Below are 24,157 nucleotides of genomic sequence, written 5' to 3' on the forward strand. Positions count from 1 at the left end.
TTTGTCGTCCTAGATCGCGCGGTTCTCGATAAAGCCAATGCGGATAGCTCGTTCCGTGATGATTGTAAAGCCTATCTCTTTGTTGAAGCCGATAGAAAATTGACCATTTGTGCCTGTTAAATTTTGATGAGGCATAACAGCCGCCTATCTTACTATAGGCTTATAGAATAAGTCGACAGAACTGCTCAGGCGACCTACAAACATCGCTCAGGACTCACATTATGCAAATACTCGGAAAGGTAAGAGATGGCAAGTATTCGTGCGAAATTGGGTAAACTCAATAGTTGCAAAGTCGTTTCCAAAACCTGTCCAGAAAACGACCGTTTGATGGACATCGATTCAGCAGTGAGTCGGAACAAAGCATCAAAACAGAGCGGCAATATTGGGAACACAAGAGGGTGTAAAAAATTTTTTGTAAACGGCTCTTAGGCAGGAAACTGCTGCAACTTTATCTAGGAATAAGAAAACGATCTCAGAGAAACTATTGGATAATCTGTTGGTGGGCTATCAAAAAGCCGAAGATCTGCTAGGCGAGAATGGTCTGCTAAAGCAATTGACCAAGGCATTGATGGAACAGGCACTGGAAGCTGGAATGACCGTACATCTGGAGCACGCAAAATAACATAATATAACAAATACTTATGGTAAGTTATGACGCTCATTTCTGGCAAAACTGGCAAATTTTGAACGCTTTTTTTCAACTCTTCGAGAGCCTGACGCGAGCCATAAAGTTATTCGCATTACCCAAAATAAAACATATATCGGGTGCCGTTTGGGGCAAGTTGGCTAGACCTGAATGAGAAAAACGTTACCAAGACCGGAACTTGACCGGAAGACGGACAAAAAAAAGGGCTTGCACGCTGCAAGCCCTTCATTTTTTTGGCTCCCCCGGACGGGCTCGAACCGCCGACCTAATGATTAACAGTCATCCGCTCTACCGACTGAGCTACAGGGGAATAATTTGTTTCAGTATGGCGCGCCCGGAGAGATTCGAACTCCCGACCGCACGGTTCGTAGCCGTGTACTCTATCCAGCTGAGCTACGGGCGCCTTACTGAGACGCTTATTATGCGTTTTCAGCACTTCCCTGTCAACTGTAAATTTAATCAATTTACAAATATTTGGATGAATCAGCGTTGGGGCTATTAATTCCCTGATTAGTGCTCCACAGTAAACCAGAGTATTAGTGATAAATCATGACACCGCTGAACAGTAAAAATTTCCTTATCTGTATGGCATACAGGGAGATGGTTCTGCATTCTTATAGGATGACCTTACTTTTATAATCGTTGGCGCATTTTGCCAACTATCTCAATCGTAGCAAGCTGACATAAGAGGCGACTTCGTAGTCATAAATTTTCGGACTGATGAAAAAAAGAATTTTTCCTATGGCGAATAACGCGGTGTAAATGAATAATAGCTTATTTTTGCATGCCATCAGCCCGATGTTGTAGTAACCCGAGCCTTGAAAAATTATGAGTCTGCGCTACCAAATTAATATACGAATTTTGATCTCTTCCCTGTGCATCCTGATACTGGGTGGATCGATAGCCATCTGGCAGGCGCGCGGTGCTGTGACTAAGGAAATCGATTCGTCCATCAATCTGGCTGTCCAGTTGATAACATTCGGCTTTTCGCAAGCCTCACAAACTCCGCTTAATAAAACCGATTGGTTACTGAAATTTAATTCCCTAAATCAGACCCGGCACTTAAGCATTCAACTAAAAGAACCTTCAGGACAGATCATCAGTTTTGCCCATGGAAATCGACAAACCAATAATGTCGAACTGCCCCCGCGATGGTTTATCGATCTGGTTGCAGTTCATTACCCCAAAGTTGAGCATCAAATCACTAGCTTTAACGGCGAACAAATCACCTTGGTTATTCAGGCCAACCCGCTAGATGAAATTACTGAAGTGTGGCAAGAAAGCATCGCCTCTTTTAGTTCGTTTTTCCTGCTAACATTATTTACCTTTTTGACCGTCAACCTGGCTTTTAACAAAGCCCTTAAATCCATTGCAGTGATTGTCGAGGCGTTAAAAGTCATTGAGACCGGACAGTACCAGCAAAAACTACCCGATTTTTCGATCCAGGAATATGACAGTATCGCCAAAGCCATCAATCACATGACCGGTGAGCTGAGTGCCAGCCAACAGGAAAACCGTGCATTAACCCAACACACCCTGGCAATACAGGAAGACGAACGGCAACGGCTCTCTCAGGAATTGCATGATGAACTGGGACAATCGCTGACTGCCATTAAAGTCATGGCAGTAACCACTGGGCGCTCCCCAACCGAAGCAAGGACCGACATCAAACAGGCTACCGACTCCATCATCAGTATCTGCGATCATTTAATGACCGTAGTGCGTTCGATGATGCATCAACTGCATCCTTTGGTATTAACGGAGCTGGGACTCAAAGCGACCATGGAAGACCTGTTAAACCACTGGTCAATGAGAAACCCGGAGTTAAAACTCACCATTACCTGCCCTGACGAGGTCGATGATCTGGAGCAAAAGATCAGCATTCAAATATTTAGAGTCGTGCAGGAATGCCTGACCAATATCGTACGGCATGCCCAAGCAAGCCAAGCCGCAATTAGCCTGGAAATTGAGCATCAAACCGACACAGGGCCAAAGCTGCGGCTACAGGTAACCGACAACGGCCAAGGCTGCGCCGCCAACAGGATTAAAACCGGTTTCGGCTTATTGGGCATGCGGGAAAGAATCAACAGCCTGGGCGGCAACTTCACCATACAGACTCAGCCGCAGCTGGGCATGACTATCACCGCAACCATTCCGTTATCATGAGCGACAAGATAAAAGTGATCCTCGTTGACGACCATGCTGTAGTGCGCGCAGGTTTTCGGATGTTGCTGTCGGCCGAGGCCAATATTGACGTGATCGCCGAAGCCGAGCGTGGCGAAGCGGCTTGCCAGCTGTATCTGGAGCAACAACCCGATGTAATGGTGCTGGACTTATCAATGCCCGGCATCGGCGGACTGGAAAGCATACGCCGCATCTGCAACCGAGACAGTGGCGCCAAAATACTGGTCTTTAGCGTTCACGATGAAATGGTTTATGTAGATAGAGCCATGAATGCCGGTGCCAAAGGCTATATCACCAAAAACAGCGCCCCCGACATTTTGGTAACGGCGATACAAAAAATAGCCGCAGGCGAGATTTATATAGAGCATGCTTTGATGAAAAACATGCCTGCACAAGCTAGCGAGACCGATTACCAAACCATCGTAGATTCCCTGTCCGCCAGAGAATTCGACGTATTCCTGCTGCTGGCGAAAGGCTTTACTGGCCATAAAATAGCCGATGAACTATGCCTGGGCTATAAAACCGTCGCCAATTACGGCACGCGAATAAGAAGTAAACTTAACGTTTCAAGCGTCGCCGAACTGGCGCATATTGCGATGGTTCTGGGAGTAATGAAGAATTGAGCAGGCTGCGCATCGCGCAGCCATTACCCTGCTCCCTCAATGCCAGCCGCCGTATTGTTTAGTCGGATCACCGCGCCAACCCGTTGTGGTCTTGTTGGCATCGGGAGTATGTACAATGCCCGATGCCGCACGGGTCATATTGGCATGCGTATAGCCGCCCATCGCTTTTGCCGCTTTAGCTACCGCCGTCGTCGAGGGATTAATATCGTATTTCGTAATCGTGTCGTGAATGACCGCTGTAACCAGCTTCTCCGTGCCCGGCCCGGAAGAAAACGCCAACAGAATCGGTAAAACCGTATTGGCTGGCACTTCCACGCTGTAATGGCCGTCATTTACAGTCGTTTGGGTAATTAAACGATCGTTTTCATCGGTTACTTCCACGATGCCGGTTTTAATCACGCCTTTGTCATTACTGACAATCCCCTCTAAAACAGTCGCTTGTGCATATTTTTTTACCGGGGCTTGACTGACTTTTGCCGTTTTCTGCTCTTGCTCGCAACCGATAATTCCAAAACCAGTCAAGGCCAGCACTGCCGTAAATAAAATTGTGCGATTCATCTTTCCTCCTACCAATGCCTAGCGTTATTGCTGCAAAGTACATTGGATTATAGTGCCCAAGCTATTCCCGGCAAAAACAAAAAACCTAAAACTCTTCCCACCCCCCCGAACCGGCTGTCGTCAATGACGCTTTAAGCCTGGCCGTCGGCGGGACAAGGCGGTAAGCGTCGGCCGAGCTGTCCGCCACCTTAAACCCGCTCACCGTCGCCACCAACGCTTGCGCCTGTTGTTCCAGCGATTCGGCCGCCGCCGCGGCTTGCTCGACCAGCGCGGCATTTTGCTGGGTGACGTCATCCATTTGCGTGATAGCCTGGCCCACCTGCTCGATGCCGGCGCTTTGCTCGGCGGACGCGGCGGTAATCTCGCTCATCATGTCGGTCACGCCCTGCACGGAACTGACGATTTCCTCCATGGTCTGTCCGGCTTGGGCGACCAGCCGGCTACCGCCGGAGACCTTGCTGAGCGAGTCGGTAATCAGGTCCTTGATTTCCCCGGCCGCGGTCGCGGCGCGTTGCGCGAGATTGCGCACCTCGACGGCGACCACTGCAAAACCCCGGCCTTGTTCGCCGGCGCGGGCGGCTTCCACGGCCGCATTCAGCGCCAGGATATTGGTCTGGAAGGCGATGTCGTCGATCACCGAAATGATATCGCCGATCTTCCGGGACGATTCATTGATGTCAGCCATCGTCCGTACGACCCGGTCGACCACGGCAACGCCCTGGCCGGCGATGCCGGTGGCGTCTGCGGCAAGCCGGTTCGCCTGCTGGGCGTTTGCGGAATTATGCTGCACGGTGGAGGTCAGCTGTTCCATGCTGGCGGCGGTTTGTTGCAGGCTGGCAGCCTGCTGTTCGGTACGGTGCGACAGGTCGTTGTTGCCGGACGCGATTTCCCGGGTGCCGGTGTTAATGCCGTCGGCAGCGGCCTGGATCCGGCTGATGACCTCCTTGAGTTTTTCTACCGTGGTGTTGGCGTCTTCTTTGAGCTGGCCGAACAGGCCGGCATAGTCGCTGCGAATGGTCTCGGTCAGGTCGCCGCGGGACAAGGCATTGAGCACCCGCACCACGTCATTGAGTCCGGCCTCGCTAGTCTGCATCAGCCGGTTGATGTCGGCCCCCAGATGGCGCAAAAAGCCTTCCTTGCCGTCCAGCTCCAGGCGCAGGCTGAAGTCGCCCCGGGCCGCGGCCTCGACGATGCGGGCGACTTCATTCTCGGCGATGACCTCGTCGGTGCGGTCGTGCCATTCGGCGACCGTGCCCAGCCGTTGGCCCTGCTCGTTGACGACCGGGTTGGCGATCACTTCCATCGACCGACCGCCGACCGTCATGCCGGCGGTATAGGTGCCGGTTAAGGCGGCCAGCAGGTCGGCCTGGTGCGAGGGATGGGCGTGGAAATCATCGATGCGGGCGCCGACCAGGCGGTCGATCGAGACGCTTGCCCCGCCGTTGCGCGAGGTAGCTTCCCTGTCGGTCTTGCCGAGAATCTTGATCACTTCCCGGTTGGCGTAGATGATGCGGCGGTCGTTGTCGGCGATCATCACGCCGGTGCTGACGTTGTCCAACGCGATCTTGACGCGCAGGGTTTCGTCGGCGGCTTTCCGATCCGCTGTGATGCGCTCCAGCAGTTGTTGCTGCATGTGTTTCATCGCATATAGCAAACTGCTTTTGTCGTTCCGATCAACCTGAATATCCCGATTTAAATTGCCTTCGGCAATTTCCATGGCAATCGCTTTTGCAAAGTAAGGGTCAATGCCCAAACTCTTGTTCAGGTAGCGGGTTAAGTAAACAGCAATACCCAATCCCAGGCCGATGCCGGTCAAAGATATGACCAGCATGATCATGGACGCACGCTGGGTTGATTCGACAATGGCATGGGCGTTATTTTTAGCGTCGTTCACACCCTGATTTTTAATTCTGTTGAGTTGCGTGCGCAGGTTTTTCGCCAGTTTATTGAAATCGTTCAGAACCTGGTTACCGGCATCTACGCCCTCGGCAGAGTAGACCGCGGTCATGCGCTTGCCTTCGCTGTAGTACCAGTCAAAAGCGGTATCGAGGGCCGCCAATTCTTTCAACTTCATCTCGGATGAAGCGAAATTGTTTAATGTTGCACCCTGGCTGGACTGAGCGGATTCCGAATTCGTTGAGGCATCCGCCTGCAGACGCTCACGAAACTGTGCAATGCCCTGCTTGAAGTCTTCGACAGCCCTTTGGGCATCCTGAAAACTGTCCGGGTCCTGGCTGATTGAAGCCTGGGTAAGCAGTTGTTGTACTTGGACGGTATAAACCGCCATACGCTCTGCCAACAACGCATTGGGCAAATAGGTATCATCTACTTTCGCGACATCGCGCTGAGTCTGCGAAAAACTAAGCAAACCCACGCCAACTATGCCTATCATCAAACTGATGATGGCGAGAAAACCGAGTAATATACGGACTTTGAAACTTATATAACCAAACATTTTAAGAACCTTTTTATATTATTTACTAGTTCCACGCTTTCACGTTGTATAAGGAAAATGGGATATCCGCTTAAGGGTTAATTAACCACATGCAGTTTTGTAACTGTCCCATAAGCAGAAAATTGAAGATTTTTTCTGCCTTTTTCCACTTTCCGTTGGTTAATAAACAAACTATTCCCTTCAATTTTTTTGGCCTGTTTTTTGGCTTCGGATGCTAAATCGGCTATATCCACATGCGACTGACATTGACTGGTTGCAACTGAATCCACCAAGCCAATCGACAAACTGATCAACGGAAAAAAGCATTTTTCTCCCGCTCTGTTTTCAGTAAAGATACCGCCCGTTTTGACATCCTCATCTTTGTAATAGCTGGGGACGGTTCCCTGAAAGTCGTTCAAAATATTTTTACAGCACTTTCCCCAATCATCACCGGTAAAAATGACTATAAAATCATCTCCGCCGACATGCCCTACCAGGCCGCTCTCAGCAGGAATGTGTTGAGTCAGCGTGTTGGCAACGGCTTTAATAATATCGTCGCCCGCGCTGTAGCCGTACACATCATTAAACGGCTTGAAGTTGTCCAGATCAAAGTAGCCGAAACTAAAAGGTACTTTGGCTGCCAACAATTGGTCGATCTGGTCATTGACGGGAACGCTACCTGGCAACAGCGTAAGAGGATTGGCGTGTTTGGCGTTATGGATTTGCTGACGGGTGATTTCTTCGAGCAGTTTCAATATCGTCCCTATCCCTGCATATTCCCCGTTATGGGTGATAATAAAAGCCTGATCATTACGCATTATCGACGTCAGTTGTTTGCTGACCAGTTCAATGGGGGTGTCTTGATCAAAACTTAACGGCGTTTTGTCTATGAACGACTTTATGGGCTTTTTTCCATACAGTTCTATACCGTAGCGACTGGAAAACAGTTTGGACAAAAAGTGGTCGCGGAAAATAAGGCCGGTCGCTGCATTGCCATCAACCAGCGGCAAAATAGTTAAGTCACTATCGTGATGGAATAAGCTCATGACGTCACTGATCGCGGTTTCTGACGAAACCGGCATTACATATTTAGCGAGATGAGCGGCTTTGATAGCGTTAAATTGATTTGGCTGGGCGCTGATAATAAATAGGGATTTATCAACTTTCTCTAAAGGAACGGCCGTTGGCCTGGCAAAATAATAGCCCTGCGCGTGAGTAATGCCCATTTGCTCTACGGCTTTAAATTCCTCTTCCGTTTCGATGCCTTCAGCGATAACGTTGCAATTGAGAGAACTGGCAATGTTTTGAATGGAGCGTACAAAATTAAGCTTGACCGGGTCGTTATGGATGCCTTGTATAAAATGCATGTCGATTTTCACGTACTCAGGCTGTAACTCCGACCATAACCTCAATCCTGAGTAGCCGGCACCCAAATCATCGATGGCGATTTCAAAGCCCATTTTCCGGTAATGGCTGACCGCTTCGCGCATTAATTGAAAATCATCCGTCGGCTGATGTTCGGTCAATTCAATTACCACATATCGCGGATCAATGCCGAACTGGTCCAGCAGCTTAAGCGTTTCCCCTTTTTTAAAGTCCGGTTGCAGCAGCACAGATGGGCTTACGTTAATAAACAGCTTTTCCTTGATATTCAGGCTGGCGTAACGCTTTATGGTGACTTCCCGGCAGATGTATTCAAGTTTGGTGCTTAAATCGAAACGTTCGGCCGTGTCGAACAAGTTAAACGGGCTGTGCAGCGAGCTATCGGATGGCCCGCGGATCAAGGCTTCGTAGCCTATGATTTTCTTTTGCGCTAAAGAAACAATGGGCTGAAAATGAGGCGTTAATTGCTTGCCGTTAAGAATTTTTATGAGTTCGGTATGCAGGATTGACATGTAGTTCCGATTAAGCGCATAGGTATAAATACTTAAATCAGAATATGACAAGTTTATTACAGCAGTGTGACAGCTTTGTTATGTCATTATGACAATCAAAAACGCGGTCTTGTTTTGCGCTATCGTTTGACGATTAATTCCGGTAACACGCTGGTAATTAATCGCCTGTCTAAAGGCATAACCACGAAGGCACGAACAGTTTCGACAATGGAGTAAAGCTCGAAACATAAAGAAAAATCCGGGTAAAAGCTTTGTGTCTTCGTGCCTTCGTGGTTTTAGTTGACGGGGCGAGCGGGCCGCTAATTCACTTACAGCCCATGGCATCCGCGCTTTTTAATTTAACTATAATATTTGTTCCGGATACCCCCGATCATTAGATTTCTCCTTCCCGAGAAGTTTCCATTTCCAGGTTAGCAAATTCATGTTGTTCCAGTTTGCCATCTTTTCCGGCATCGACCTTGTCAAAGACTCGTAGCAGTTCAGGAAAGTTTTGCAATTCATCCTTGGTAATGTAGTGATCGCCATTGACATCGGCTTGACAAAATGTAGGGTATAAAGGAAATTCCCCCGTATTTCTTTCAGACCTTTGTACAGGAGGTTTTTGTTCACCTGCAAATGGACATTCAGTCTTCGGCGCATTGGCTTGCTGAGTGCTTTGATCGGTAGCGCCTTGACTGCCCTGCTGAGTGCTTTGGCGGTTAGCATCTTGACTACCTTGCTGAGTGCTTTGACCAGTGGCGCCTTGACTACCAGAAGCGGGGGCTTGGCCGCTAGTTCCTGCTGTAGCGGATGGTTCGCTTGGCTTTGTAGTTTCCTGACTCGGTGTGCCGGCAGCGGCTTGGCCCGCCTCCCCGCCCTTTTCGCCTGTGCTTGTGGCTTGTTCAGCTTTTTTAGCTTCAGTCTCACTTGCCCCTGAAGGCTGCGCAGGTTTTTGGCTGCCGGTTTCCGTGGTACTTGACGGACCTTGATAAGGGACATATCGGTAATATAAATCGGTATCTTCAGTGCCGGCGTTTACCGAATTGGATGCAAGACTAAGGCTGATGCTTATAATGACCAGCCAAACCGGTAAACTGAAAATTTTAAAAAAATTCAAGTTCGTCTGCTCTAACGGGCGCATATTTATGACGTCAGATATTTCATAAACACTTTTTTTGATTTTCATAATGGTTTCCTTATCTTTGGAGAGTTATAAAGATCAGCTTTATCGTGAAAATGATTTCAACGGTAATATCTAGTTGATTGCCTGCTCATGTGAAAATAACTATTAACGTTTGTGAGGGGTTAATAATGGCATGCCATTATCAATAAGATAGAAAATGACATCGAAGCCATGTTCAACTGCGTTCGGTTTAAGCACAAATCCCAAAAAAAACGGCGGATTCAAGCTGGATTAATCATATATGCACAAGTATTTTTAGTCGGTGCGCTATCACACAATGGCTTGAATACCAGCCCTGAACTTTAATCGCCTATTTGATCGTGTTTTTAATAGTTGTAGATGATGGAAAACTCCGGATAAACGGAGGAAAAATCCAACAACATGCCAAGCCTGTTCATTTGGTGAGCCAAAATAAGGGATCTTCAGGTCCAAATACCAGCTATCACGCCGAGTCCGCTTATTTGATGATCCAAAATATGGGCATCTCTCCTTTATTCCGATAGTCGTTGGGATGCAAAGAAATTTGCTGTATTAACCGTAACAATGAATAGCTCAGCAGTTTACAAAGCCTCGTTAAAACGGATAGCCAAGGATTGCCCATAAAAGAAAATTTCTTATAACCATGGATTTTATAAGAGCGAAGGTCAATAATACCCAGGGTCACTGATAACTAATGCTAGAGTTTTAGTCGTCAGCGAAGTTATGTTTTCTAAGTTATTTAAAACTGGGTAAATCTAAAACCTCAGTCCGATGAAACTGGTCTAGTCTTGGTAAGCGTTTACGAAGGCTAATCAGCTATGACGGCAAGGCCGCTCTCGTAGGATAGCCAGTGAAAATGGCTCGTCGGATTGCTGCCCAATGTCATCCCAAATACTCAAGCTGTAATCTAACTTAGAGTTTCCTATTTAGCTCAATTGATAATAACTATATGAATGAAATGCTGTCTCCAGGCGAAGCGCTTATCTACCATTTTGCTAACCGCTATCTCCGCCATTTATTGCCTGCGGAATACCGGGCTGCATTGCAAGACCGGTTTATCTGTGCCGAACAGAAGATAAAGGATGATCCCGAGGCGTTAGCCTGGAGCCAACGCGTATTGTGGCTACCACACTGGGACGGCGTGTTATCCAGTCCTGTTGCACTCGATGCGGTGGCGGAAACACTGTCCACGGCATTGCTAAAAAACAGGCAAGTAACGATACGTTATCAAGGAAAAAAGGAGCTTCTTCAGTTCAATGTGTTTGGCTTAATTAAACGTGATGAGAGCTTGCTGGCTTTAGGTTCCTATGGCCAAAGTCGAGATCCGTTGGTGCTGGCGGCCCGCAAGATTTTGGCGATTGAGTTGACAGAGACTCCGGCCATTCAGCCAGCACCCGGTTTTGATGTGCAAGACTTCTTGCAGAGGCAATTGAATTTCCCTCATGCTCCCGAAAAAATCGCTTGTTTGCAAATAGAATTTGCTGAAGAACTCTACAGCTATGTGTGTGATCATGTATTGGTCGCTGAGCGAATCCATATCATTAAACCAGAGGATTATCATCATAACGGCTATTTTTTACTGGAAGCCTACGGTATTGCGGATGGCGAGCGGCTACGGCAATGGATCAGAGGTTTTGGCAGCCTGGCGCAAGTACTGAAACCAAATAATATGCGATTAATAATGGAGCAAGCCAGGCTCGATACCCGCACCAATTTGTTGACTGCCATTGAATTTCAACGCTGCTTGAAACGGGAAATTCAACGCTGCCTGCGCGATAACCAGATGACCTTTGCCTTGCTGATTCTCGATTTGGATCACTTCAAGCAGGTCAACGACCGTAACGGCCACGATTTTGGCGACGTTGTGCTCTTACAGGTTGCCGACTGCATCCGGGAATATGATGAAGCGGCCCGTCATGGCGGAGAAGAGTTCTGCATCTTATTGCCGGATACCCGTGCTGACGAGGCTCACGCTATTGCGGAACGGATTCGCCAAAGAATCGAGCAACAAGAGATCGAGAATCAGCAGGGTACCGTGGTGCCTGTTAGCACCAGTATCGGTTTAGCCGCTTATCCTGATGATTTGTCGGCAGAAATAAAATCAGAAATCTTGAGTAGTCATCATGCTGCTGAACTTAGCGAAAAAATTGGTTCGGCGATTTTTTATCAGGCTGACCAAGCACTATACAAAGCCAAAGCACAAGGCCGAAACCGGGTATACAGGGCGGTGGTATCAGCGTGAGCAAGATTAATGCGGCCGTATTAATCGGTAACAGAGGTCGCTAAACGATAATCAGCTTGGACATAATCTTGCTTTTAGTTAACAGAATACATACCAACCTTGGTTCAACTATTAGAAGAAGGTAAAGTGGACCCCATACTGCCGCAGGCTCTAACTGCCATCAACATTCTTGAGCATCTGCAATTCACTCAAAGCCCAGTCTTTCTTCAACTATTCTTTTTTTGTCCTCGTTTTAATGATGCCTTTATTTGTTTTCAACGACGCTTATGTGCCCATCGCTTTCCATATAGGCCTCCTTCACATTTGAAATATCGGAAACCCCTTGCTCGCGAAGCTGCACCATCAATTCCTCGTCAGTTACTAATTCCTTTCTCATGTTTCTACGTAATAATTGACCGTTTTTTACCAGAAGGAGCGGCGGCGGTTCAATAAGACGTTGGAAGATCGGTGATTTATAACTCAGCCAATCGAGCGCAAAATTCCAGAAAATAATAGTGGCAACCAGCAGTATGCCGTTGGGAATAGACTTGTATTCACCCGCCATACCATTCTGCGAAGCATCGGCAAGAAGAGTGATCAGAAGTAAATCGGTTATCCCAAGCGTCCCGGATTGCCGTTTAAGAATGACGCGTAACAGAATGAACAACGCAAGATACATTATCGACCCGCGCACCACGATCTCGATTAATGGAATATCAGGTAAAAAAATTGCTTTCCAATCGATATTCATAACGTACCTCCTGAGATGGTTTATATGATGCCCTTTATCAATTCCTTCCTGAATGCACATATTGTCCCGTGCGGTTAAGCACGGCAGCCCAGTTGAAGACCGTACCGACTATTCATTTCTAACCGCTGAACTATAACCAACGGCAGATTGTGTTCGCCCCATCCATTATCGCTGAGGCAACAAAAGGCTTGCTTTTTCTTATGCTCAACCATATCCGTTGTTTGCTTATATCATTGGATATAGCCAGATTGCAAAGAGATTCAAGCCGTTATCTTCGACAAATTCAGAATCAGTCTGCCGAATGCTTAAAAACAGTTTAATTAGAAGATGCGATATTCCAGATAAGGAGTGTTTGGCAACATTTTTGGGTTATGCTTAAATGCTCGAAACAAAGAACAATTGGCTTAAATAAATTCACCACCAAACTGATAAGGAGACAATATGAGTTTTAAATCCGGGTTAATAAAAATGGCAATAAAATGCACACCTAATTTTATGGTTATATGGGTAGCGAATATAATCCTGAAAGGCATTGCAGAATTAAAGGATTTTAGTTTTGAGCTCGAGCCACGAACAGCATACGTTCAAGTCCAGCTCGTCGGTGAAGTTGAAACGATTGACGTTTGGATGGAAGATTTTGCTGTCGTTAAAAATGACGGAGACTATCACTTAGTCATTCAAAAAGCAGAATCGAACAGGCTCTGGTTGAGCAATATTCTGTCCCGCATCGCAGGAAAAACATGGAAAATCCCTGAAATCCCTCAGATAGCGTCTCATCTTGAGCTAATTGCCGAATTGTTCAAACCCGAAATTGTGGTACAGGAAGCTCCTGAACAGAAATTTCCTGAACTGGAAGCGCCGAAACAGGAAAAACAAGAAGAATTAGAAAATTCTGATCCTGAGAAATAAAAGTAGCTATTAGATCATTGTCACAAAAACCGTTACCCCTAGACAATGATCTGACGGTTTGCGGTATTAGTGTGATCTTTGCTAAAGACGAAACTCTTCAAACACAAGCCGTGTCGGAATACGAGATAATCAGCAATAAAACCTCGGATTCCGTAGGCTCCACCTCTAAATCAGCAGATTAAAAGCTGATCCGGCTAAATGAAAATTCACGGAGTTATTAATCTGAAAATAATAAAGAAAGCGGCAAATAAATATTCACCGCTTTAAAAACCGTTTACCTGTGCGAAGCGTCAGATTGTTGCACATCAACTTCAGTTTTTCTGACGGTATCTCTCACAGTTTCCTTGCGTTCTTTTACCTCTTTGCCAACCCGAACTTCCTCAACAACACGAGATTCTTTAGATACTACCGGAATTTCAGTGTGTTCGGTAAGTTCTACCTCGCCCTCTTTAAAGCTTGCCAAGTCTGCTTCGGTTGCAGGTCGGTCTACAGGCATTCTTTCAACATGCACATGCTCTTCACGAAGTCTGAGGCTTTCTTCCACAGGGCGTTCAACTATCCTACTGCGAAGCTTCGCTCTACCTCGCTCAACTTCTTTTTTCCCTACGTTTAATTGCTCTTCAATAATCGGAATGGTGGTCTCCTCCCTACCGGATTCAGCTACAGCTCTTTCCCTATCCGACATATCAGCCCCATATTGCTCAGCCTGCTCGTCCACATCCAAAGCACCAGCCTCATCAAGAATTTCTCCAGCGCGCCACGCTTCATCTTCCGATTCAGCATGAACGGTGACTATCGCGTCACATTGCCGAGCCGCTTCAGCGTAAGAGCTTGACTTCTCTTGTCCAAATAAAGAGCTGAAAAAGTTGCTGAAACTTTCATTACTTTGATTGGATTTTTGGGTTGAAACATCGACACTCGCGCGCGAGAAGCCGTTATCTAAAAGTTGCTGTACGGCGTCTTGCGCATCGGCAACGTCATCGAACATACCTATTACTGTCTGTTTCATAATTTTAACCTCGCAAGTTAAAAATTTAATGATTAAGGAGTGATGGATCAACCGTCACTTACTCGCTGTCCGATCCGTTGTAGGATCGGGACTATCGGTGTTGATTCGTTCAACCGTTACTTCCTCTTCTTTTAACTTTACTTGTTGGGTTTCCTGCTTTTGATCTTGGCGTTTAACTATATGTAACTCTTCAACGAGCATAAGGCGCTTTTCAACCACCGCCACTTCCTTTATTACCGAAATGATCATCGTCTCCCCTTCATATCTGAGGGCTGGAGGCGGTGAATCAATCAATTGATTAATAGCTATCCTTTCCACCTGTATCTCCTCCGCAAGTAAAGGTATGGTTACTGCTTGTTCATGTTCCGTTAACTGTTTTGAGATTCGCACAATACCAGCTTCTTCCAGTCTTTTTTCAACATGAAGCTGTTCCTTAAGCACTGGGATTACATCGTCGTGCTTTGCCTGATTTAACTCATCTTTTGGGTTCATGGGCTTTAACAGATCGTTAAGAGACTAATATTCAACACATATCACCCAATTCTTCCTTATTCATTGAATCAAGGCGATGATTTGTAACTGGACGTATGTAATTGTTGCTGCCTATCTTTGCTGAGTCATGTGATTTTCCTCAATTTTTTAAATTAACTTGAGGGAAAACCGTTGCTGAAATTAACCCTAGGGCATTTGCTCATTAAAAAAGCAAAGTCAGAGTACAACAAGCAAAATCAGAAATATGTACGCTAAGGAACGCAAGAAAAAATAATCCTGATTAGGTATCTCACACTCGACCTATCGTTGTCGTATCGGTAATAAGAGTGCGTGCGAAGCAAATTTTTACACTAACATGTAGAAGAGGTGGAGCTGAATAATAGCAATTTACAGAGTAAATCGGCGATGACTTAAAAGCTGAAGTTTTAAGCGAGGTTGAACAGATAGATAGCGAGTCTTCATTTGCAAAAATCCGGGCAGAGACAGGTCCGGCGTACTGCGATGCGAATCTTTACAATTCTTGCAAACATTGAACAGAGGTTAGAATCTTTGAACATCCTAAGATCAACGACGAGTCACAGGTTGCACCGGTGTAACAGAGTCGCTATTTTATAGAACGTTTGGGCATCCCAGTCCCAGCATTAAAAATCATACGACAGCCACGAGTAAAGTCTTGACACCCCTATCCTCTAACAGAGGGTTTCTGAAAATTGCGCTTATCCAAGCTCAAAAGTCGTCACGCCGAACAGCTGGTTTATCGGCAAGTCAGGGCATTGTCCTGCATACATGCGGACCGTCTCGAACGAAACCGTCATATTGTGCCGATTCACCAAATCGACTGCCGCCGCATTCACGGCCGGTATATCCAGAAAAACCGAAGCGCTTTCCGGGGCATGCGATTTTAAAGCCGCAAAAAGCTGCTCGGCACACTCAGGGCCGTCTGCGAACAATGGCCCCACCTTGAATCCTGTGCGGCAGATGCGCATAAGCCCATAACCGGCCAGCTTGTTGCCGCGCAGAATACCTAACGCCGTACTTTGCGGCTGATTAATCCAGCATCTCAGAAACTCCCTGCGATTGTCGGGAAAAAAAGCCTGGTCGTATGCGCAAACATCATCAAAAGCCAGCGTAGATAACGGCACAATGCCGGCATCAGCCGGATAATTCCCGCCGCAATTTCCTTGATACCGGACATTGCTATAGGCTAAGGTAAACCCCGACCTGTTGTAGTTATCCTGCTGGGCGACTACCCCGTCAAGACCAATGGTGCGGCCGCCAAGTAACGCCAACCCGGCGTTCCATATGCGAATGCCGTAGCCCTGGCCGCGATACTCCGGCTTGACGATATAAAACCCGATAAACCCGAATGAATCGCCGTATTTCACGGCTGAAATCGTTGCAATGGGCTCATCGCCAAGCAATCCGACCAGAAAACCGCTTGGATCGGCAGCGTAAAAACAATCGGCATCATGTAAGCCGGGATTCCATCCCTCTTCGGCAGCCCAATCGACCGCGATATTAACTTCTTGCCGGGTCATGGTTCTTATTGTGTAGCTGTCTTTTTGCATAGTTTTTCGATCCTGATTATTCGCAGAAACACGATCACAATAGTCATCGCGAGTGATGACCGTTTAATCCCAGCCAACAGGCTGATAGCCGCGCTCCTGAAGACATCTGTTTACAAAGTTCTCATAGGCCGGGCTGCGTTCCGGTTCGCTGAATATCCAGCGCAGCAGTCCTACAGTCGCGCCGCTAGCCGCTCCGATCGCCGACCCTGAACCCGCCGCGCCGACCACCGCACCTCCCACAGCGCCCGATGCAGCGCCGATGGCGGCACCTCCAACGGTATCAGTTGCCGCCCGCCCCGCCTCGCTGCCGCCGGAATCGGCACCGGCAGCCTCAGCAAGATCCATGCAAGCCTCGATATCACGTTCTGCGGCTTTTGATCCGACGGTATTGTATTGGTGATTTGGATAAAGAACCGGGCGGGTCGATGCGCAGCCTTGCATCGACAGGGCAGTGACTAGAGCCAAAATAATCTTGAACATGAGAATCTCCTATTTTAGATAACAATTGGGGCCCAATGTAACATGGGGTGACTTCGCAGTGCCGGCATGATGTTCATGCACAACTCACCCATGGCCGGAACTGTAGCAGTTGCGGCAGATTGTAAAACCGAAGCCACCTTACAAATATCCGCCTAATAGCATTAAGATTCAAGCCGATAAACGAGAATGTCCGTTTACATAAATAACATTCTCTTCATTCATCATTTACTAGCAATTCTCGATTATTTAAGATTACTCCCATTGTTAAACTCACTCTATTGAGCGGTAGGCCCTTGCAGTGGCACGGACTGGGTCCCGTTTGCCGCGCCGAGCACCGGGGCTACCAATAGGCAGAGTGGATGGGTGGAGCGTCGCGGCAGCGACCCCTTAAACTACAAGGTCACGCATCCCAGACGGCATTCCTTGGTAGCACGTGGGAACGAGACAAGTGTTTTTAAAAATTCGGGCTATGTTTCTGACTAACAAAGAAATGCTCTAGGACACTTTCACTCAGGACGGGAACCCCTATTGGGCCATATTTCCGTTGCTTAATTAGGCTTTGTAGTAATTGCAGTGATGTGTCCCTCAAGGCGAACCCAGACTGCACAACAGGGTCGTACGAATCGCATTAAAGGGAGGTTATAGCTCAATGGCGGGCACGGCTGACTAGTTTACTTAAACTCAAAGTTTGCCGCTTGACAGGAGGAATCCGGATACTGATTTAGCATCCGGATTTTCATGAATTTAAGCGGGCATCCAGTTTTTTACCTCAAAATCAGCCAGGGCCGATGCCTCAGGTAACTTTTGGTCCCGCGCTTTAGTTATTTCCTTATTAATAAAATAGACGTTATCAATTGTTATTGGAAATAACGACTCACCGTTCCTTGTATCGATGGTCTTGCCTTTAAGCGAATGATAGAAGTTAAACAGTTCCATATAATGCTCATCATTCTCGGAGCCTTCCGGAAATAATGGGCGGTTAGCCTCCTGCAATGCTGCATAAAACTCTTTTTGGATGAAATTGAGCAGATTCATTTTTATTCTCCTGAAGAAATCGTATAAAACCGCAAATTTTCCGTTTAAACGGTTTTGCTTTTCAGATACAGATTAAAACTTATCTATAACAAACTGATGACGGTTTGTTTAAGATTTCATGACAATTACAGGAAGCGTCTAAGAAATACCCAATTCGAGCTGGCTTATATTGATAAGCTTTAGAATTTGATAGTGGCACCACTCATCATTTAGGGCTCCCTATAACATAGAAAGCAAATGCTGAGCCAAAATTAACACATAAATTAAATTTACTTATTGTTTATTAAATACAAACACTTACAAAAAACAATACTAAATTAAGCCTATTTAATTATTGTCAATAAATGCATCATATTTGTGCGCATACTGATAATCTGCACAGATGAAACTCTTTTTGTTGCTAATTTTTTTCTTGCCATTGAGAAGATATGATTGAATTTCTTTTTGGATTCTTTGTAGAACTGACATTATCGATTCATCTCGATAATATTTATTTGAAGACCTTTAACAATTTCTAAGCTCGGCCGTCTGGAAATTGCATCGCGTCCACTAAATGGCTTGGCTTATCAAGCACTATATCGCTCCAAATTGAACGATAAAACACCATCAGCAACATAGCGATAAAAAGTTGAATACGGCCAATCGCCCCCCCCAACATCTGCAGGACAGCCGTCATGAAAGGCGGCTGTTAAAACCCCGATCGAAATACGATAAGTTTTTGGAGAAAAATAATTTATTAACGCCGACTTCCCGGAAAATCATCCGTATATTCCGTATATGAGGGCAATGCCCGGATGCAGTGCAGTACGCCACTCAGCCATCAATGTGGAATATAGATGCGAGCGATACCGAGGCGCACAGTAAACCAATATGATCGATCAGTAATTGCGGTGGATTGCCTAATGGCGAATCCAGCTTGCAAATACCAGCCTTACAGCCTTGGGAACATTCTTCTAGTGAATGTGCACCTCACGTGACTTTACCGTATCGCTTCTGCGCAAAGTATAGCGTTCTTCATCGCCCACCATCTTCCCTCCCCCACTATTAAGCTGAATGAGCGTTCCTTCATCTTCAATACGATATTGCTTTATAGGCGATTCATTACGCGGCGTTAAAACAACGGTACGATTTTCATCATTCCAGCTGTATTTTCCTTTTTCATAAAACTCCCTTGAGGATTCCCTGGCGGGCTGAGTCACCAGCAGATAATTGTTATTTTGCTTTAACGACAGCGTTGTTTTAACCCCATTGCAATCGTTGCAAGGAAAATAACCGTAAAAAACACCATGAAAATCCAGGCTCTTATCAATAGGGTTCGCATGGGCTGAGTGATCTGTGTTTTGCTGGCTGCTATTTACACGCGCCCTGAGGTACTTTTCTTGAGCTTCGAAGTCTGTTTTTGCCATTACAGGAGTATTGGCAGAAAGCAGAGTGCCGAAAAAAATCAAAGCCAGATTTTGTTTTAATTGGTTTTTTAATGTTTGCATATCACTATCTCTTTAATTTGTAATTCACGTTCAACGTTGCCGAATAACCTGAACGGTCATGAAAATGCGCAAGGCAAGAACCCGACCTTTTTGCTAGGTTGTCAAAACTTCTGCCATTCCATCATAAAACCGCCACGCACCCAAGAAATGAATTGGCCTTTATTCCACAACAGCGGTTGCCATGCCGCTACGCACCTGAACAGAAAGCTAATCAAGCGCAGCGCTGGATGTTGAAAAAGGCCATTATAACCCCGCCCCGATTGAGTGCAATGTCAGGTTAGGCATGCCCATCAAGCGCAAAAACAGGTTCAAATCCTATTAAAACTAACTCCGTTTTTCGGCAGGGCTAAAAGTTATTTCAATATATTGGTTTGTTTCGCACATCGCCAATGGGCAGTATTAAAATCAGTTTTTTGCATGGCTTCTTTTTCCATGCAACTCCAGTACGATGCCGGTTTCAATTCCTCTTTGCACGATGCCGATATAGGGGCTTCCGCAGGTTGCTTCTGCCCTTTAGCCTTTTCCTGCTGTTCGAAGAGCTGAGTGGCGCGTAAGCAGATATTATAAGCTTCATTTTGCTCGTCGGCAGTGCCAGTGCTCTGCCCTGGGCTGGAACCGGACGGCATAGCTTCAGAAGATGGACGTGGCACGTCCCCGGGCTCTTGGGCATGGCTCACCATCGGTAACGCCATAATCAGAATAAATCCCGCAACTAATTTGCGCATGGCAGAACTCCTATAAAAACGGGTTTTAAGGAAAACGGTTGCTTAGTACGACCTGGCGTCGTCTATATAAGCCCTCCCGTTTCAGGTAGTCTGTACGTTTCCGCACACAGCATTATGGCATCCGGATTCCGAACGGGCTAACAGGGTAGTGATGACGCTTGAACACATAAAAGCCAATACATTGAAAAAGGTTCCGTTCATTACAGCACAGTGTTTGACGGCCAAAAAAAGGACGATAGCAAGTTAGCCAAGTGGTAAACTTAAACAGTTATACATTGACACATCCAATCTTTAAAAATGATGGCTTATATCGGCTATCTTTGATCTGAAAATGAAGAAAATTACGAGAGCTAGGAAAAAGAAGAACATCAACCAGACGGATTTGTTTGATTGGCTGGAACAGATGGAGAAGCTGAAAGCGGTCGAATCAGAACTGAACATGACCTCTTCACTTGGACCGTTGGAGTTAAGTACGATCGTAGAAAAACAAGTCGACTGGGTTGATTTGGAGTTATTAGTTTAAATACCGGTATTGGTTAAAACCTAACCTGATAGCTACCGGATTTTTAAAATAGCGGCCAGGTTAAATTTAGCCTGTAAATTTAACCTGGCCTACCGTTTCCCCAGAGGCATCGTTACTTTAGTTTTATAAGCCTCATTCAGGCCAGGTGGCTAATAGCGCCCTCTTTCATTAAATCTTTTTCCATTCCATCAATGCCGGCACTGATAGCGCTTTGTACTATTTCCGCAACTGAAGCACTATCTTCCGGCTTTGACTCGAAATCAATGGTCCAGACAACAATGCCCAAGCCATCATAAGATGTGAACACTTCGACTGTTCCTTTGTAATAGCTCACAGGAAATGGCGATATTGGCCGAAGATATATCAGCTTCATGTTTTTTGAATCAACTTCTTCAATGGTATCTTTTATATCGCCACCATTATCGGCTATGGTCATATAGCGTAATGCACCTGGGACATCGCCCTCTACCTTACAAGTCTCAATGAATGGAAACCATACATCGAGCCTTCCTATTTTGCTGATCGCTTCCCATACCTGCTCTGAGGGTACATTTAATTTTTTTGTAATAGCTTGCTTAGTAAACATCAGTATCTCCTAACTCATAAAATTTAAGCTTTTATAGAAGCTTGATTAATAAAATTGAATCGGTTTAACAAAAGGTTTAGTCACAAATGAACGGTTAAGCTCACTTTAACAATACGAACTATGCGTCGTATTGGAAAAAACCGACAATTTAAGTTGATATGATTTTAGAGGTACTACTGGCAATTTTGGACAGACTATAAAAAATTGGGATACGCTACGATCTAATTTAAAACCCCCACCAAATGATGGACTTATACTGTTGGATATAAATTTAACAACCCCGAAAACTGTATCGTTTGGGAAGTATCAATTTGAGGGTAAAGAGATTCCGGTGAAATTCCATAAAGTTCTTGAAAGTCGCGAATCATGTGGCTTTGATCATAGTAACCTACTGCATGCGCTACATCTGCCCAAGTCGACAGCGTTTTACGTTGGAAAATAGCGTTCCGCAAACGTACTACACGCGCATATTTTTTAGGCGTAGCGCCAACATGAGCCAGAAAACGCCGTTCCAGGGTACGCTCAGTTAAACCGAGATTCCGGGCGAGCATCCCAATAGGGTAATTTCCGTTAGAACTACTTAAATCCCTGCAAGCTTTTTGAATCAGCAGATCCCCATTGTCCCGGTTCAATATCGCAAGTAAAAAATTCTCTACGCATTGAACACGCTCACTAGCTGTTCTTTTATGCGCCAAGCTATCTTCTATTTTTTCAATCGCATACCAAGGAAAAATATCTCTGCAATCCACTCGCCTTTCAGCACATTCCCTGACTATACCGCGACGAAATACATTTAATCCCCAAGGAGTAAGGCGTGCAGAAACGCCTGATACCGTTCCAATACCTCCCAGATCACTTCGGTAGCTTTGGAAGCCGGCGAGTCCGCTACGAGTGGTATAAATAGTGTCTTTGTGGGTGGTCTGAAGCAAATCCGCATACAAAAAACATAAATAGGTTGCGGTGTCCGGCAGAATTGAAAGCGCCGAGTTATCGCTGCCCGTTAAGTCTTCATAATCCCAAATGGCCGTAACGTAGGGTGCCAATAATTTGGTTGGTGCAAAAACTCTCAAACTCAAAATGACGTCCTCGATTCTTGAATGATCATTAGGGGTATATTGGATTACGTTATCTCGTTAGGCTCAATAAGCTAACCCGAGCTACGTAGCTTGCTTATTATTCGCTTGCGGTCGAATGTATATTCGAAAAATCCAGCGGTCCTTCTAGTGAACAGCCCCAATCGGGATTTTATATGCGCCACGTTTTACCCAGCGGTGGAAAGTCGAATAGGGCCAATCGCCGGGGCTTTCCACCAAGCCATGTTTTACCGGATTGTAATGGATGTAGTCAAAATGCCGTTGGTAATCTCTTTCATCGCGCAAGGTATGTTCCGCATAGTAACGTTGCCAGACACCTCGCCGACGATGGGCGATGCGGGATGGCGAGCGGGATTTTTCCGCGCCGCCCAGTGCAAGCCAGGATTGAGTGAAATGTTTTTTAATCGCGCCCCAGCGTTTTGGATAAGCGGCATCACCGGGCGGCAGCGTCCAGATAGCGTGCATGTGGTCATGCAGCATCACCATCGCATCCACCTGAAACGGCGGCCAACGTTGAAAGCAGTCCTGAAAAGCCGCGCGTAATAAATCCCTGGCAAGATCGTTACCTAAAATTTTCGTTCACCGTTCAGCCACCACGGTGAAAAAATAAGAGCCGCCAGGAACAAAACACCGCCGGTAATTCGACATGATTCAGTCCACCCAATGCAAATTTATTAGAACAAATCCAAATACAGCATAACCGAGATGTAGGGGGCGCATCGCGCCCCATTTACAAATACCAAAATGCCCCGATTATTTTAAACATTCCAACGGACAAGCTATTTTTGATGGTCAAAATTCTCAGTATGTTTGGGCTCCGAAATGGGGCGCAATGCGCCCCCTACCCGGCTTTTGTCATGTGTTCTTCGGTGAACAAGTGTTGGAGTGCCTAATACGGAATGCAATAAAAGTCCTCATCAGACTTCGATCCCCAGAGAACGATATTGAAGCCGGAACCAAATTTCTCCTTCAGCTGGTCAATTGTTCTCTTATTGAATCCCGTCCAACGATTCTTTGAATCTGCTTTGAGAACATAGTTATTTCCGCCGTTTGAGTGATTCAGAAATTGATCTTTGATTTCCATACTCTTCTTCATTCTCCTCGGCGCGAAGCGTCAACCTAACAAGTTATTATCTGAACCTGGATAACATACAAATCACAAAAAACGGGGTCAAGTCTTGCACCGTGCATGACAATACAAACCCAACTTAACTAACCCTCGTGAGCCAATATCCCGGACGCCGTCGATGATGGGCAAACGCCGTAATTTGTAATCCATCAGGAATTACCCGATAAAACACTGAATAAGGAAAACGCAATAGTCCGGTACAGCGAATCCCTGACGGATGAACTAACCGCCAAGCTTCCGGCCGCTCAATAATTAAGGCGATAATTCGTTCAAACTCATGAATAAGCGATTCCCCGAGTTTGGCTTGCTGCTCTTCATAAAAACGAACCGCCTCTATGTATTCGGCTTCCGCCTCGGGCAGGAAACTATAGTTCACCGGATCAACGCGCGTACTTTTTTTGCCACTTCCTCGCCGGGAATGGCCTGCACCCTGCCGGCATCAAATTCGGCAGCACGGTGCGCGGATGCATCACCCCATAAGCTGTCAAATTCGGACTCGGATATTTCTTCAAGGCTTAATAAAAGCCGCTTCGCCAACAAGGCTCTATCCTGAATGGGGAGGGAAAAAATTTCAGATTCAAGTTGTGAAAGATTCATTGTAGAAACTCTATCTATTGCGCTGGTTCCCAAGCTCCAGCTTGGGAACCCCAGTCCAGAAAGCTCTCGG

Annotated in this window: 23 protein-coding genes, 2 tRNA genes and 1 pseudogene; 6 read left to right on the plus strand and 20 right to left on the minus strand. The window is 46.2% G+C overall.

Annotated features, from left to right (window positions below; translation table 11 throughout):
- Positions 1–9 precede the first annotated feature (9 nt).
- A complete protein-coding gene (locus M0R47_RS06980; protein ID WP_292552296.1) occupies positions 10–135 on the minus strand; it encodes a hypothetical protein in 126 nt (41 codons plus the stop codon).
- Positions 136–469: 334 nt separating this feature from the next.
- Here M0R47_RS06980 and M0R47_RS06985 point away from each other — a divergent pair.
- Positions 470–619 (plus strand): annotated as a pseudogene (locus tag M0R47_RS06985) (IS256 family transposase); the annotation flags it as partial.
- 261 nt (positions 620–880) lie between these two features.
- On the opposite strand, the gene M0R47_RS06990 reads toward M0R47_RS06985, so the two are convergent.
- Together M0R47_RS06990 and M0R47_RS06995 are read right to left on the minus strand one after the other, a co-directional pair.
- Positions 881–956, minus strand: a tRNA-Asn gene (locus tag M0R47_RS06990).
- Between the two features lie 16 nt (positions 957–972).
- Positions 973–1,049: transfer RNA gene (locus M0R47_RS06995), tRNA-Arg, on the minus strand.
- Between the two features lie 425 nt (positions 1,050–1,474).
- Between M0R47_RS06995 and M0R47_RS07000 the strand changes: the two genes are divergently transcribed.
- Positions 1,475–2,812 carry a histidine kinase gene (locus tag M0R47_RS07000; RefSeq protein WP_292552299.1) on the plus strand — a complete coding sequence of 446 codons (1,338 nt, stop codon included), beginning with the start codon at positions 1,475–1,477 and terminating at the stop codon, positions 2,810–2,812.
- Positions 2,809–3,453, plus strand: a complete 645-nt coding sequence (locus M0R47_RS07005; protein WP_292552301.1) for a response regulator transcription factor — start codon at positions 2,809–2,811, stop codon at positions 3,451–3,453. The genes M0R47_RS07000 and M0R47_RS07005 overlap by 4 nt, the downstream gene beginning before the upstream one ends.
- 36 nt (positions 3,454–3,489) lie before the next feature.
- Here the strand turns inward: M0R47_RS07005 and M0R47_RS07010 are convergent, their stop codons facing one another.
- The 4 genes from M0R47_RS07010 to M0R47_RS07025 form a co-directional block, all read right to left on the minus strand.
- A complete protein-coding gene (locus M0R47_RS07010; protein ID WP_292552304.1) occupies positions 3,490–4,011 on the minus strand; it encodes a hypothetical protein in 522 nt (173 codons plus the stop codon).
- A gap of 85 nt (positions 4,012–4,096) precedes the next feature.
- A complete protein-coding gene (locus M0R47_RS07015) occupies positions 4,097–6,466 on the minus strand; it encodes a methyl-accepting chemotaxis protein (protein WP_292552307.1) in 2,370 nt (789 codons plus the stop codon).
- 77 nt (positions 6,467–6,543) lie between these two features.
- Positions 6,544–8,340 carry a bifunctional diguanylate cyclase/phosphodiesterase gene (locus M0R47_RS07020; RefSeq protein WP_292552310.1) on the minus strand — a complete coding sequence of 599 codons (1,797 nt, stop codon included), beginning with the start codon at positions 8,338–8,340 and terminating at the stop codon, positions 6,544–6,546.
- 373 nt (positions 8,341–8,713) lie between these two features.
- Positions 8,714–9,505 carry a hypothetical protein gene (locus tag M0R47_RS07025; RefSeq protein ID WP_292552312.1) on the minus strand — a complete coding sequence of 264 codons (792 nt, stop codon included), beginning with the start codon at positions 9,503–9,505 and terminating at the stop codon, positions 8,714–8,716.
- Positions 9,506–10,430: 925 nt separating this feature from the next.
- On the opposite strand from M0R47_RS07025, the gene M0R47_RS07030 reads away from it, so the two are divergent.
- Positions 10,431–11,723, plus strand: a complete 1,293-nt coding sequence (locus M0R47_RS07030; RefSeq protein WP_292552315.1) for a diguanylate cyclase — start codon at positions 10,431–10,433, stop codon at positions 11,721–11,723.
- Positions 11,724–11,967: 244 nt separating this feature from the next.
- Here the strand turns inward: M0R47_RS07030 and M0R47_RS07035 are convergent, their stop codons facing one another.
- Positions 11,968–12,453 carry a YetF domain-containing protein gene (locus M0R47_RS07035; protein WP_292552318.1) on the minus strand — a complete coding sequence of 162 codons (486 nt, stop codon included), beginning with the start codon at positions 12,451–12,453 and terminating at the stop codon, positions 11,968–11,970.
- A 441-nt stretch (positions 12,454–12,894) separates the two neighbouring features.
- On the opposite strand from M0R47_RS07035, the gene M0R47_RS07040 reads away from it, so the two are divergent.
- Positions 12,895–13,362 carry a hypothetical protein gene (locus tag M0R47_RS07040; RefSeq protein ID WP_292552321.1) on the plus strand — a complete coding sequence of 156 codons (468 nt, stop codon included), beginning with the start codon at positions 12,895–12,897 and terminating at the stop codon, positions 13,360–13,362.
- Between the two features lie 274 nt (positions 13,363–13,636).
- Here the strand turns inward: M0R47_RS07040 and M0R47_RS07045 are convergent, their stop codons facing one another.
- From M0R47_RS07045 to M0R47_RS07075, 7 genes are all read right to left on the minus strand, one after another.
- Positions 13,637–14,371 (minus strand): YsnF/AvaK domain-containing protein, encoded by a 735-nt coding sequence (locus M0R47_RS07045; protein WP_292552323.1) that lies wholly within the window; start codon positions 14,369–14,371, stop codon positions 13,637–13,639.
- 54 nt (positions 14,372–14,425) lie between these two features.
- The gene (locus tag M0R47_RS07050; protein WP_292552326.1) at positions 14,426–14,863 is read right to left on the minus strand and encodes a YsnF/AvaK domain-containing protein; all 438 of its coding nucleotides are present in this window, start codon (positions 14,861–14,863) and stop codon (positions 14,426–14,428) included.
- A 716-nt stretch (positions 14,864–15,579) separates the two neighbouring features.
- Positions 15,580–16,431, minus strand: coding sequence for a GNAT family N-acetyltransferase (locus tag M0R47_RS07055; protein WP_292552329.1), 852 nt, complete (start codon positions 16,429–16,431; stop codon positions 15,580–15,582).
- 63 nt (positions 16,432–16,494) lie between these two features.
- Complete coding sequence (locus M0R47_RS07060; RefSeq protein ID WP_292552331.1) at positions 16,495–16,911, minus strand: glycine zipper family protein; 417 nt, start codon at positions 16,909–16,911, stop codon at positions 16,495–16,497.
- Between the two features lie 744 nt (positions 16,912–17,655).
- Positions 17,656–17,946 (minus strand): hypothetical protein, encoded by a 291-nt coding sequence (locus M0R47_RS07065; RefSeq protein WP_292552334.1) that lies wholly within the window; start codon positions 17,944–17,946, stop codon positions 17,656–17,658.
- A 953-nt stretch (positions 17,947–18,899) separates the two neighbouring features.
- Positions 18,900–19,433, minus strand: a complete 534-nt coding sequence (locus M0R47_RS07070; protein ID WP_292552339.1) for a copper resistance protein NlpE — start codon at positions 19,431–19,433, stop codon at positions 18,900–18,902.
- A gap of 353 nt (positions 19,434–19,786) precedes the next feature.
- A complete protein-coding gene (locus tag M0R47_RS07075; RefSeq protein ID WP_292552342.1) occupies positions 19,787–20,158 on the minus strand; it encodes a hypothetical protein in 372 nt (123 codons plus the stop codon).
- A 331-nt stretch (positions 20,159–20,489) separates the two neighbouring features.
- Between M0R47_RS07075 and M0R47_RS07080 the strand changes: the two genes are divergently transcribed.
- Complete coding sequence (locus M0R47_RS07080) at positions 20,490–20,681, plus strand: hypothetical protein (protein WP_292552345.1); 192 nt, start codon at positions 20,490–20,492, stop codon at positions 20,679–20,681.
- 136 nt (positions 20,682–20,817) lie between these two features.
- On the opposite strand, the gene M0R47_RS07085 is transcribed toward M0R47_RS07080, so the two are convergent.
- The 5 genes from M0R47_RS07085 to M0R47_RS07105 form a co-directional block, all read right to left on the minus strand.
- Entirely contained in the window at positions 20,818–21,267 is a 450-nt protein-coding gene (locus M0R47_RS07085) for an SRPBCC family protein (protein WP_292552348.1), read from the minus strand.
- 251 nt (positions 21,268–21,518) lie between these two features.
- The gene (locus M0R47_RS07090; RefSeq protein ID WP_292552351.1) at positions 21,519–22,343 is read right to left on the minus strand and encodes a helix-turn-helix transcriptional regulator; all 825 of its coding nucleotides are present in this window, start codon (positions 22,341–22,343) and stop codon (positions 21,519–21,521) included.
- 144 nt (positions 22,344–22,487) lie between these two features.
- Entirely contained in the window at positions 22,488–22,847 is a 360-nt protein-coding gene (locus M0R47_RS07095) for a hypothetical protein (protein WP_366513175.1), read from the minus strand.
- A 722-nt stretch (positions 22,848–23,569) separates the two neighbouring features.
- Positions 23,570–23,866, minus strand: a complete 297-nt coding sequence (locus M0R47_RS07100) for a type II toxin-antitoxin system RelE/ParE family toxin (RefSeq protein WP_292552354.1) — start codon at positions 23,864–23,866, stop codon at positions 23,570–23,572.
- On the minus strand, positions 23,863–24,087 hold the full coding sequence (locus tag M0R47_RS07105) for an addiction module protein (RefSeq protein WP_292552357.1): 225 nt from the start codon (positions 24,085–24,087) through the stop codon (positions 23,863–23,865). The genes M0R47_RS07100 and M0R47_RS07105 overlap by 4 nt, the downstream gene beginning before the upstream one ends.
- Positions 24,088–24,157: the final 70 nt, after the last annotated feature.

It is taken from the genome of Methylobacter sp. (assembly GCF_023227905.1).
In the GTDB taxonomy this organism is placed as follows: Bacteria; Pseudomonadota; Gammaproteobacteria; order Methylococcales; family Methylomonadaceae; genus Methylobacter_A.

What these genes read in the sequence shown, in the direction of transcription:
- M0R47_RS06980 (WP_292552296.1), bottom strand. Translation starts at nt 135, where the DNA reads ATGCCTCATCAAAATTTAACAGGCACAAATGGTCAATTTTCTATCGGC.
- M0R47_RS07000 (WP_292552299.1), top strand. Translation starts at nt 1,475, where the DNA reads ATGAGTCTGCGCTACCAAATTAATATACGAATTTTGATCTCTTCCCTG.
- M0R47_RS07005 (WP_292552301.1), top strand. Translation starts at nt 2,809, where the DNA reads ATGAGCGACAAGATAAAAGTGATCCTCGTTGACGACCATGCTGTAGTG.
- M0R47_RS07010 (WP_292552304.1), bottom strand. Translation starts at nt 4,011, where the DNA reads ATGAATCGCACAATTTTATTTACGGCAGTGCTGGCCTTGACTGGTTTT.
- M0R47_RS07015 (WP_292552307.1), bottom strand. Translation starts at nt 6,466, where the DNA reads ATGTTTGGTTATATAAGTTTCAAAGTCCGTATATTACTCGGTTTTCTC.
- M0R47_RS07020 (WP_292552310.1), bottom strand. Translation starts at nt 8,340, where the DNA reads ATGTCAATCCTGCATACCGAACTCATAAAAATTCTTAACGGCAAGCAA.
- M0R47_RS07025 (WP_292552312.1), bottom strand. Translation starts at nt 9,505, where the DNA reads ATGAAAATCAAAAAAAGTGTTTATGAAATATCTGACGTCATAAATATG.
- M0R47_RS07030 (WP_292552315.1), top strand. Translation starts at nt 10,431, where the DNA reads ATGAATGAAATGCTGTCTCCAGGCGAAGCGCTTATCTACCATTTTGCT.
- M0R47_RS07035 (WP_292552318.1), bottom strand. Translation starts at nt 12,453, where the DNA reads ATGAATATCGATTGGAAAGCAATTTTTTTACCTGATATTCCATTAATC.
- M0R47_RS07040 (WP_292552321.1), top strand. Translation starts at nt 12,895, where the DNA reads ATGAGTTTTAAATCCGGGTTAATAAAAATGGCAATAAAATGCACACCT.
- M0R47_RS07045 (WP_292552323.1), bottom strand. Translation starts at nt 14,371, where the DNA reads ATGAAACAGACAGTAATAGGTATGTTCGATGACGTTGCCGATGCGCAA.
- M0R47_RS07050 (WP_292552326.1), bottom strand. Translation starts at nt 14,863, where the DNA reads ATGAACCCAAAAGATGAGTTAAATCAGGCAAAGCACGACGATGTAATC.
- M0R47_RS07055 (WP_292552329.1), bottom strand. Translation starts at nt 16,431, where the DNA reads ATGCAAAAAGACAGCTACACAATAAGAACCATGACCCGGCAAGAAGTT.
- M0R47_RS07060 (WP_292552331.1), bottom strand. Translation starts at nt 16,911, where the DNA reads ATGTTCAAGATTATTTTGGCTCTAGTCACTGCCCTGTCGATGCAAGGC.
- M0R47_RS07065 (WP_292552334.1), bottom strand. Translation starts at nt 17,946, where the DNA reads ATGAATCTGCTCAATTTCATCCAAAAAGAGTTTTATGCAGCATTGCAG.
- M0R47_RS07070 (WP_292552339.1), bottom strand. Translation starts at nt 19,433, where the DNA reads ATGCAAACATTAAAAAACCAATTAAAACAAAATCTGGCTTTGATTTTT.
- M0R47_RS07075 (WP_292552342.1), bottom strand. Translation starts at nt 20,158, where the DNA reads ATGCGCAAATTAGTTGCGGGATTTATTCTGATTATGGCGTTACCGATG.
- M0R47_RS07080 (WP_292552345.1), top strand. Translation starts at nt 20,490, where the DNA reads ATGAAGAAAATTACGAGAGCTAGGAAAAAGAAGAACATCAACCAGACG.
- M0R47_RS07085 (WP_292552348.1), bottom strand. Translation starts at nt 21,267, where the DNA reads ATGTTTACTAAGCAAGCTATTACAAAAAAATTAAATGTACCCTCAGAG.
- M0R47_RS07095 (WP_366513175.1), bottom strand. Translation starts at nt 22,847, where the DNA reads ATGGTGATGCTGCATGACCACATGCACGCTATCTGGACGCTGCCGCCC.
- M0R47_RS07105 (WP_292552357.1), bottom strand. Translation starts at nt 24,087, where the DNA reads ATGAATCTTTCACAACTTGAATCTGAAATTTTTTCCCTCCCCATTCAG.